Source organism: uncultured Thiocystis sp., assembly GCF_903866365.1.
Classification (GTDB): Bacteria; Pseudomonadota; Gammaproteobacteria; order Chromatiales; family Chromatiaceae; genus Chromatium.
The window spans coordinates 22599-29312 of sequence record NZ_CAIPNF010000075.1 but is presented as its reverse complement, the minus strand read 5'-3'; the positions used below and the strand labels follow the sequence as shown (position 1 = coordinate 29312).

Below are 6714 nucleotides of genomic sequence, written 5' to 3'. Positions count from 1 at the left end.
GCTCAATTCAGCCCCTGAGTATTCATGTCGCTCATCTTCGCGACCAGTCCGTCGATCCCAGTCTGGCGGATCTCGTTGGCGAAACTGCTGCGGTAGTTCCCGACCAGGCTGGCGTTGTTGATCACGACATCGTAAACCTTCCAGCCACCGCCGCTGTTGTACATCCGGTAGTCGACCGGGATCGGGGCCGCGCCCGGCTCGCGCACCTCGGTCGAGACGGTGACGGTGGATGGCCGGCTGCCGGGCTTGACCGGCAGGTAGCGAATCTCCTCGCCGGAATAGCTCAGGAGCGAGCGCGCATAGGTGCGGATCAGCACCTGTTTGAAGCCGTTGACCAGTTGGCGCTGCTGCTCGGGCGTGGCCTGGCGCCAGGATTGGCCCAGCGCGCCCTGGGTGATCCGCTCGAAATCGAAATGCGGCGCCACGGTGCTCTCGACCATGCCATAGATCAGAGACGGGTTGCGCTCCACCTCGCCGCGGCGAGCCTCCAGCGTGGCGATCATCCGCTCCGCCGTACGCTGGACCAGGGCGGTCGCCTCATCCTGCGCGGCCAGGAGGTTTCCGCCCCAGGCCAGGGGCAGGAGACCGAGTGCTAACCATAAAAATTGACGTCGTTGAATCATCAGCCGCTTTCTCCGGCTTTTTTAAACAGAAATTGACCGATCATCTGCTCGAGGACCAGCGCCGACTGCGTATTGGCGATCTCGTCGCCATCGCGCAGATAGTCTTGACTGCCGCCCGGCTCCAGTCCGAGATATTGCTCGCCGAGCAGTCCGGAGGTGAAGACGTTCGCGAAGGTATCCTCCGGGATGGTATCGATCCCCGCGTCGATGCGGACGATGACGACCGCCTCGTAGGTTGCCTTGTCGAAACGGACTTCCTCGACCCGCCCAATGCGGACCCCGGCCATGGTGACCGGCGAACGAACCTTGAGGCTGCCGACGTTCGCGAAGCGCGCGCTCAGGCGGTAGCCATCGGCGTCGGTGTCCAGGCTCAGATTGCTAACCCGCATCGCCAGAAAAAACAGCGCGAGAAAACCCAGCACCATGAAGGTGCCGACCATGACTTCGATCCGGTGTTGCTTGCCCATGCGCTCAGTCTCCGAACATCAATGCCGTCAGCACGAAATCGACACCCAACACCACCAGTGCCGCGTGCACCACCGAACGGGTCGTCGCGCGGCTCACGCCCTCGGCGGTCGGCACGCTGTCGTACCCCTGAAACAAGGCGATCCAGGTGACGACGACACCGAACACCAGACTCTTGATCATGCCGTTGACCACATCTTCCTCGAAATCGACCTTGGACTGCATCTGGCTCCAGAAGGCGCCATCGTCGACCCCCAGAAGTCCAACGCCCACGAAATAACCGCCGATCACGCCCACCGCGCTGAAGATCGCCGCCAGCAGGGGCATGGCCAGCACGCCGCCGAAAAAGCGCGGGGTCAGGATACGTCGAATGGGGTCCACCGCCATCATTTCCAGACCGGACAACTGCTCGGTCGCCTTCATCAGGCCGATCTCGGCGGTTAGCGCCGAGCCCGCGCGTCCGGCGACCAGCAGCGCGGTCACGACCGGTCCCAGTTCGCGGACCAGCGAGGTCGCGACCATGACCCCCAGGCTCTGCTCCGCGCCGAACTGGGCCAGCACATAATAGCCCTGCAATCCCAGCACCATGCCGACGAACAGACCCGAGACGCCGACGATCAACAGCGAGAGCACGCCGATGTTGAAGATCTGCGCCCACAGCAGTCCGGGGCGGCGCAAAATCTCGCCGACACCCAGGACGATACCGACGAGCAACAGATGCCCCCGTCCCAGTCGCTCCAGCGCGCCCAATCCAACGCGTCCGAGACGCGCCAGGCTCTCAAATCGCATCAGACGGTTCCCCGCGTGCGAAAATCCTCTTCCAGCGAGGGTGCCGGGTAATGAAAGTGCATCGGCCCATCCGGCAAGCCGTCCATGAACTGGCGGACCCACGCCGAAGGATCCGCAGCGAGTTCCGCCGGCGTCCCGTGCGCAATGATCTGTCCCTCGGCGATGACATAGAGATCATCGGCGATACTCGCGGTCTCGCGCACGTCGTGCGAGACCAGGATGCTGGTCAGGCCAGCGGCGTCGTTCAGTTGACGAATCAAGGCGACCAGCATCCCCATGGCAATCGGATCCTGACCCGTGAAGGGCTCGTCGTAGAGGAGCATCAACGGATCCAGCGCGATCGCGCGGGCAAGCGCCACTCGCCGCGCCATGCCGCCGGACAATTCGTTCGGCAGCAGATCCCGCGCGCCGCGCAGACCCACGGCCTCCAGCTTGAGCAACACCAGCTTGCGCAGCAGCGAGGGCGAGAGGTCGGTATGCTCGCGCAGCGGATAGGCGACGTTCTCGAACACCGTGAGGTCGGTCAGCAGCGCCCCACTCTGAAACAGCATACCCATGCGCCGGCGTAGCCGGTACAGTCCGGCCTTGTCGAGCCGATGGACATCCTCGCCGTCGACCTCGATACGACCGGCATCCGGATGGAGCTGGCCGGTGATCAGTTTGAGCAGGGTGGTCTTGCCGCTTCCGCTCGGCCCCATGACGGCGGTCACCGAGCCCCGGCGGATGTCAAGGTCAATGTTGTCGAAAATCAACCTGTCGCCACGCCGAAAACTCAAGCCACGAATGCTGACGAGCACATCGGAGGCGGTTGCGAAAGGTTGTTCCCGCATGCACGCCCGATCAGCCGACCGTGCATCGACGGCCAGCGGTTGCCGAGACAGCGGATCAGTGTTGCCGTAATCCATGTGTGCGGTTCCTGATTATCGACCCGTCGAAACGATCATTCGCCGTGACTCATCGCGTCATCGGCAAAGGGCGCCATTTTGGCGAGCGGACAGGGGGGCGTCAAGTGATGCCGAAAGCCCGCGATCCGCGCGAACTCAACCCGTCGCCGTTGGACGGGACAGCGGGATATGCGTTAGTGTATTTTTGTCTCGCCTCATCAACCGCGCCTTCCGCGCGGGCGGTCGGCTCCCGCGCAGCCGGTTCCCTGTGACAACACCGCGGTGTCGTGCGGGACGCGGTTTCGACACAACGTTCAAGCCATCGCACCGGCAGGGGTTTCGGTCACGCATGACAGACAGACGACAATTGGGCGCGCGACAGGCCCGCCTCGCCCCTGGCGAGGCGGAGAAGATCATCTCGCTCGGACGCGCGGTGATCGAGACCGAGGCCGCCGCGGTCGCCGCGCTGGCGCAGCGGGTTGACGATACCTTTATCCTGGCCTGCCGCTACATGCTCGCCTGCGAGGGCCGCATCGTGGTGCTCGGCATGGGCAAATCGGGGCACATCGGCGGCAAGATCGCCGCGACCCTGGCCAGCACGGGAAGCCCGGCCTTTTTCGTCCATCCCGGCGAGGCGAGTCATGGCGATCTGGGGATGATTACCCCGCGCGATGTGGTGCTCGCCATTTCCAACTCCGGCGAGACCGAAGAATTCCTGACCATCCTGCCGATTCTCAAACGGCTGGGGGTGCCGATGATCACCATGACCGGCCGGCGCGATTCCACCCTCGCCCGCGAAGCCGATGCGAGCCTGGATATCAGCGTGGCGAGCGAGGCCTGCCCGCTGGGGCTCGCGCCCACGTCGAGCACGACCGCCGCGCTGGCGATGGGCGACGCGCTGGCGATCGCGCTGCTCGAAAGTCGCGGGTTCACGGCCGAGGACTTCGCCCGCTCGCACCCGGCCGGCACTCTCGGACGCCGACTGTTACTGCATGTCGACGATATCATGCATCGCGGCGAGCGGCTGCCCTGCGTGACGCTGGGCACCTCGCTGCTGTCCACCCTGGACGAAATGTCTCACAAAGGGTTGGGTATGAGCGCCGTGGTGGATGCCGACGGCGTGCTGGCCGGTGTCTTCACCGATGGCGATCTCCGGCGCGCGCTCGATCAAGGCGTGTCGGTCCACCAGACGACGATCGATGCGGTGATGACGCGCCAGTGCACCACCATCGCCGCCGACGCGCTCGCGGCCGAGGCACTCCATCTGATGGAGTCCCGGTCGATCAACGGCCTGCTGGTGCTCGACCGGTACCGACGCCTGATCGGGGCATTGAACATGCATGACCTGCTCCGGGCGGGCGTGGTTTAATCCCGCCGCTTTTCGTCAGATCGCAAGGGGTTATCAGTGTATGCAAGACATTCAGGAACGTGCCGCGCGAATCAGTCTGGTGATCTTCGATGTCGACGGCGTGCTGACCGATGGCAGTCTTTACCTGGGCGATGACGGCCAGGAATACAAGGCGTTTCACTCGCGCGACGGTCTCGGTATGACCTTACTTCAGGAAACCGGCGTCCGCCTGGCGGTGATTACCGGACGCACCTCGAAGGTCGTGCAGTTGCGCATGGAAAATCTCGGTATCTCGGAGATCTACCAGGGCTATCGGGATAAACTGCCCGCCTATGAGGAACTCAAGCGACGCCTGTCGCTCACGGACGATGTCATCGCCTATGTGGGCGACGATGTCGTGGACCTGCCGATCATGCGCCAGGTCGGTCTGGCGATCGCCGTTGGCGACGCCCACCCGCGGGTCCAGCAGCATGCCCATTGGCACACCCGCGCCGGCGGCGGACAGGGGGCCGCGCGCGAGGTCTGCGAGTTGATCCTGGATGCCCAAGGCACCCTGGAGCGCGTGATGAGCCGCTTTTGATGACCGCATACGCATCGCTGATTGGTCAGCCGCTCTGGTCGTATCGGCAATGGCTGCTGGCGGCCTGCTTCGCCGTCTCCGGCCTGGTTGCCTGGTGGCAGCTCCAATCGCGTCCCGACGAAGCGCCTGCGTTGAACGCCCGCCCGCGCCTGCCGGATTACGTCGTCCTGAACTTTGCCGCAGTGGAAACCGACGAAGCCGGCCAGCCAAACCGGCGCCTGCTGGCCGACGAGCTACGCCATTTTCTCGACGAAGATCGGTCCGAACTCGACCGTCCGCGCATGGAACTGTTCCAACCCGATGGCCCGCCCTGGAAGGTGCGCGCCCTGGAAGGACTCGTGCTCGCCGGCGGCGATCAGGTGCGACTCGTCGGGGATGTCCGGCTGGATCGGGAGGGCGACGGGCAAACCCGTCCGGCGCACCTTGAAACCGAACAAATCGATATCTGGCGCAAGCCGTCGCTCGCCGAAACCGATCGTCCGGTCCGCATCCGCAGCGACGGCGATCTGCTGACCGCCAACGGCATGCAGCTCTGGTATACCGAACCGACACGGACCACGTTTCATGGCCGCGCCCGCATCCGGCTCGCGCCGGAGACCGCGCCTGCACCGGAGGCGCGGCCATGAGCATTCTTCAGTCGCGCTGGCGTCGGTCCTTGCCCTCGACCGCAGCGCCGCGCGGCGCGCGGCGGTCCTGGTGGCGCATCCCGCTCCTGGCCGGGTGCTTTTTGCAGCTTGTCTGGATGCCAGCCTGGGCCGTCAAGGACGATGTCCGGCAGCCAGTCTTCATCGAGGCCGATGATGTCGAGGTACGCGAGACTGACAGCACCAGCATCTATGTCGGCAATGTTCAGGTGGATCAGGGCAGCATGCGACTGCTCGCCGACCATGTGACGGTTTATCATCGCGCAGATCGTCAGCCCCGACTGATCATCGCGTTGGGAGCGCCCGCTCACTACCGGCAACAACTCGACAACGATCAGGGCGAAGTCCAGGCGTCCGCCCAACGCATGGAATACGACGCCGACAAGGACGAATTGATCCTGATCGGCGATGCCTTGTTGATCCAGGGCGCGGACCGACTCGCCAGCGAACGGATCATTTACGATCGCGCACGGGCACAGTTTCGCGCCGGCGGCACGGGGCGGGTCAAGATCACCATTACCCCGGCATCGCCCTGAGCGGAGCCCGCGTTACCGGCAGCGTTGGCGCGAACAAGCTCGCTTTCGCTCAAACCGACGCCCATCCCTGCACGAGGAAAGCGCATTGTCCGCCTTGCATGCCGAACATCTGAAAAAAAGCTACCGCGGTCGCCAGGTGTTGCAGGGGGTCAGCGTCGAGGTGAATCCGGGTGAGGTCGTGGGTCTGCTTGGACCCAATGGGGCCGGAAAAACCACCTGTTTCTATCTGATCGTCGGCTTGATCGCGGCCGATCAGGGCCGGATTCTGCTCGACGGCCGCGACATTACCCGCTTGCCCATGCATGCGCGGGCACGCGCCGGACTCAGCTATCTGGCCCAGGAGCCATCGGTCTTTCGCAAACTCACCGCGCGCGCAAACATCCTGGCGATCCTGGAGACGCGCCGGGATCTTCAGCGTCCCGCGCGGGAGCGGCGCTGCGAGCAATTGCTGGAAGAACTCGGGATCGCGCATGTGGGCGATTCGCTCGCGCTCAGCCTCTCGGGCGGCGAGCGCCGACGTCTGGAGATTGCCCGCGCATTGGCCGTGGATCCGACCGTCATGCTGCTCGACGAGCCCTTTGCCGGCGTCGATCCCATCGCCGTTGGAGATATCAAGGCCATCGTTTCGCATCTGCGCGACCGTCGGATCGGCGTACTCATCACCGATCATAATGTCCGCGAGACGCTCGACATCTGCGACCGCGGTTACATTATCAACGCCGGGACCGTGATCGCCGCCGGGGTACCAGCCAATCTGCTCGCCGACCAACAGGTTCGGGATGTTTATCTGGGCGCCAATTTTTCCATGTAGCCTTTAAACTTCGATTTAACGTCCACGTCACAAT

General features: G+C 64.1%; 9 protein-coding genes. 5 read left to right on the top strand and 4 right to left on the bottom strand.

The window, feature by feature from the left end:
- Positions 1-2 precede the first annotated feature (2 nt).
- From QZY07_RS05065 to QZY07_RS05050, 4 genes are read right to left on the bottom strand one after another with little or no spacing between them, the layout of a single operon-like run.
- Positions 3-623, bottom strand: coding sequence for an ABC transporter substrate-binding protein (locus QZY07_RS05065; protein WP_295400313.1), 621 nt, complete (start codon positions 621-623; stop codon positions 3-5).
- Positions 623-1090, bottom strand: a complete 468-nt coding sequence (gene mlaD, locus QZY07_RS05060) for an outer membrane lipid asymmetry maintenance protein MlaD (RefSeq protein WP_295400311.1) — start codon at positions 1088-1090, stop codon at positions 623-625. The genes QZY07_RS05065 and mlaD overlap by 1 nt, the downstream gene beginning before the upstream one ends.
- 4 nt (positions 1091-1094) lie before the next feature.
- A complete protein-coding gene (gene mlaE / locus QZY07_RS05055; protein ID WP_295400309.1) occupies positions 1095-1877 on the bottom strand; it encodes a lipid asymmetry maintenance ABC transporter permease subunit MlaE in 783 nt (260 codons plus the stop codon).
- Positions 1877-2707, bottom strand: a complete 831-nt coding sequence (locus QZY07_RS05050; protein WP_295400314.1) for an ABC transporter ATP-binding protein — start codon at positions 2705-2707, stop codon at positions 1877-1879. Before QZY07_RS05050 ends, mlaE begins: the two co-directional genes overlap by 1 nt.
- A gap of 403 nt (positions 2708-3110) precedes the next feature.
- Here QZY07_RS05050 and QZY07_RS05045 point away from each other — a divergent pair, with 403 nt between their 5' ends.
- From QZY07_RS05045 to lptB, 5 genes are all read left to right on the top strand, one after another.
- Complete coding sequence (locus QZY07_RS05045) at positions 3111-4130, top strand: KpsF/GutQ family sugar-phosphate isomerase (protein ID WP_295400307.1); 1020 nt, start codon at positions 3111-3113, stop codon at positions 4128-4130.
- 40 nt (positions 4131-4170) lie between these two features.
- Complete coding sequence (gene kdsC / locus QZY07_RS05040) at positions 4171-4689, top strand: 3-deoxy-manno-octulosonate-8-phosphatase KdsC (protein WP_295400306.1); 519 nt, start codon at positions 4171-4173, stop codon at positions 4687-4689.
- Positions 4689-5315 (top strand): LPS export ABC transporter periplasmic protein LptC, encoded by a 627-nt coding sequence (gene lptC, locus QZY07_RS05035; protein WP_295400305.1) that lies wholly within the window; start codon positions 4689-4691, stop codon positions 5313-5315. The genes kdsC and lptC overlap by 1 nt, the downstream gene beginning before the upstream one ends.
- Positions 5312-5869 (top strand): lipopolysaccharide transport periplasmic protein LptA, encoded by a 558-nt coding sequence (lptA, locus tag QZY07_RS05030; protein ID WP_295400303.1) that lies wholly within the window; start codon positions 5312-5314, stop codon positions 5867-5869. Before lptC ends, lptA begins: the two co-directional genes overlap by 4 nt.
- 85 nt (positions 5870-5954) lie before the next feature.
- Entirely contained in the window at positions 5955-6680 is a 726-nt protein-coding gene (gene lptB, locus QZY07_RS05025; protein WP_295400302.1) for an LPS export ABC transporter ATP-binding protein, read from the top strand.
- The last annotated feature ends 34 nt before the right edge of the window (positions 6681-6714 follow it).